Origin of the sequence: Streptomyces sp. NPDC047043 (assembly GCF_040644055.1) — a bacterium.
In the GTDB taxonomy this organism is placed as follows: Bacteria; Actinomycetota; Actinomycetes; order Streptomycetales; family Streptomycetaceae; genus Streptomyces.
This window is the reverse complement of the sequence record NZ_JBEYVO010000090.1, coordinates 1-2,061: the sequence shown is the minus strand read 5'-3', so window position 1 is coordinate 2,061 and position 2,061 is coordinate 1. Positions and strand designations below refer to the sequence as shown.

Genomic DNA, 2,061 nt, shown 5'->3' with positions numbered 1-2,061 from the left:
GAGACTTCGAACACCTCCCTCAACGGCGCGGGGGTCTCGTGCGTTGCGACCTCGACGCCGTCACCCCATCAGTGGCCACTCTGAAACAGCTCAGTAGGCCTCTCAACGCAGGAGAAACCACGGCCCGGGACCACACGGCACCACCACTAGTGCCTGGAGCCCCGGACGTAAGCTCCGCCACGGTTAACGCCATCAAAGAACCGCTGCTCCAGGACCGCCAACTACGGCCCTGGAGCAGCATTTTGCGATCCTGAAGAAATGCGACAGAGCGCTGTCCGCTGTTACTCAAGGGCGCGATCCAGTGTCCCTGGTCCTTCCCCATGCCTGCCGCTCGCCGTAGGAGAGAAGCCCCGGTGGCTCCAGATCGAGTTTCCCGACACGCTCCACCAGGACTTCTTGGTGCCCATTCAATTCTCCTGTCACCGGATCCAGAAGCAAAGTGAACTGAGCCCCTTGGTTATCTACTGGCGCAGAAATGCCGAAAACTGCACGTCCGGATCTATCTGTTGCCCTTCCCGTAAGGATCAGGCCATCCACCCCTGCCAGCACATGCAAAATGGCGGCACGTAGCGACGCCCTCACAATCCCCAGATCATAATAGATAGCTTTCACGGCTCCAAGCTGTTCCCGCACGCTTCCATCACTCACGGAAATCAAGTGCCGAGAAAGGTTGTCGGGATCGTCAGATAACGGCATGACGCCTTCCCATATGTCCCGGAGCGTGCTGAACTCTCCAGGACGAACCCGTCGGTCCACGACCTGCACATCGTGTTCCGCATCTGCTTCCCACGGTCGGGATGCACCAGCTGAGGCAAACTCGGGAGGGTAATTTCTGCGCAGGAGGCGACCAGATCCACCCGGTCTACGCCAACGCTCTATCTGGGTGGGGTACCAGGCGCTGGCGGCCCTCCCAGCGATCACTCGAGTCGTCAAGTTTAACCCAATATCTCGAGTGTATACATACGGGCCATCGGCAAGCGAATCGTGAAGTCGCGAGACAGTCTCGGCAATACTCGTCAAAAATTCGGTTCTGCTCGAATTGATTTGTTCAAACGACAACATGAACTCACCATCCCATTTCGGATATCGATATTCTGCCACAGGGCATTTGTCCTACGAGGGGAGTGTAAATCTAACGCGGATCCGACGATCATGGGAGAGACGTCAAGTGACTGATACCGCCGTGGAGTTGGAGACCGTGGAGCCTGTCGAGAGTGCCCATTCGGGGCAGCCTGCGACGGCGCGTCGTCGGCGCGGGCACAGCGACCGCTTCCACGTTGTGTACGAGGACGTTGACGGTACGGCATAAGAAGGCCGGTTGCCCGAGCCGCCTCTACGTGCCCGGTTCCCGCATCTCCTTAAGGAGACGGACAGCAGCGCGTTGTACGTACTTGTGAACGTCATCGCTCGTGAGGCGGGTCAGTGCCTCGAGCACGATGGCGTCACCTGGCCATCCCTTCACCAGGGTGCTGGCGGCCGTCCGCCTGGCTTGTACGTTGCCCTCCTGGGTGAGGAGGACGAGGGCATCGCGAGCGGTGGCATCGCCGGCCCACCCCTGGCCAAGCGCGCGGGCTGCAGCGGGTGGGACGCGTTGATTGTCGTCGCGGAGAAGGCCCACGACGATGTCGCGGGCCGTAGCGTCGCCTGGCCAGCCCTGTGCCAGCAGACCTGCGCCCGTGCGCCGGATGCGCTCGTTGTCATCGCGGCAGAGGTTGGTGATCGCCTCGAGAGCATCAATAGCGCCTGACTGTCCGTGAACTAGGGCGCGCGCTGCGGCGCGTTGGGTGTTTGTGTCGCCGCGGATGATCAAGTCGGCGAGTGCATCACGCGTGCGGGGCTCACCCGCCCACGCCTTCTTCATTGCCCCTATTGCGACATTACGCACGCTCTCATCAGTGCTGCTGAGAAGGGTCTCTACGGCGTCACGAGCGACTCGGTCACCCGCCCACCCCACCACAAGCCCCTCAGAGGGCATTTGATCTAGCCGAATTGCCCTTTCTGTTCTAGTAGGTCCCTCGCCAGGTTGGTGTGGTCTCGTCTGTTATGCGCTTGGCGAGGTTG

General features: G+C 60.7%; 2 protein-coding genes. Both read right to left on the bottom strand.

The genetic code is table 11. From position 1 onward, the window contains the following. Positions 1 to 285: 285 nt before the first annotated feature. Positions 286 to 696 carry a hypothetical protein gene (locus tag ABZ880_RS54375; RefSeq protein ID WP_361279418.1) on the bottom strand — a complete coding sequence of 137 codons (411 nt, stop codon included), beginning with the start codon at positions 694 to 696 and terminating at the stop codon, positions 286 to 288. 637 nt (positions 697 to 1,333) lie between these two features. After that, positions 1,334 to 1,861, bottom strand: coding sequence for a HEAT repeat domain-containing protein (locus tag ABZ880_RS54370; protein WP_361279415.1), 528 nt, complete (start codon positions 1,859 to 1,861; stop codon positions 1,334 to 1,336). Positions 1,862 to 2,061: the final 200 nt, after the last annotated feature.

Excerpts from the sequence above, each read along its gene's own strand:
- ABZ880_RS54375 (WP_361279418.1), bottom strand. The coding sequence starts at position 696 with ATGCCGTTATCTGACGATCCCGACAACCTTTCTCGGCACTTGATTTCC.
- ABZ880_RS54370 (WP_361279415.1), bottom strand. The coding sequence starts at position 1,861 with ATGAAGAAGGCGTGGGCGGGTGAGCCCCGCACGCGTGATGCACTCGCC.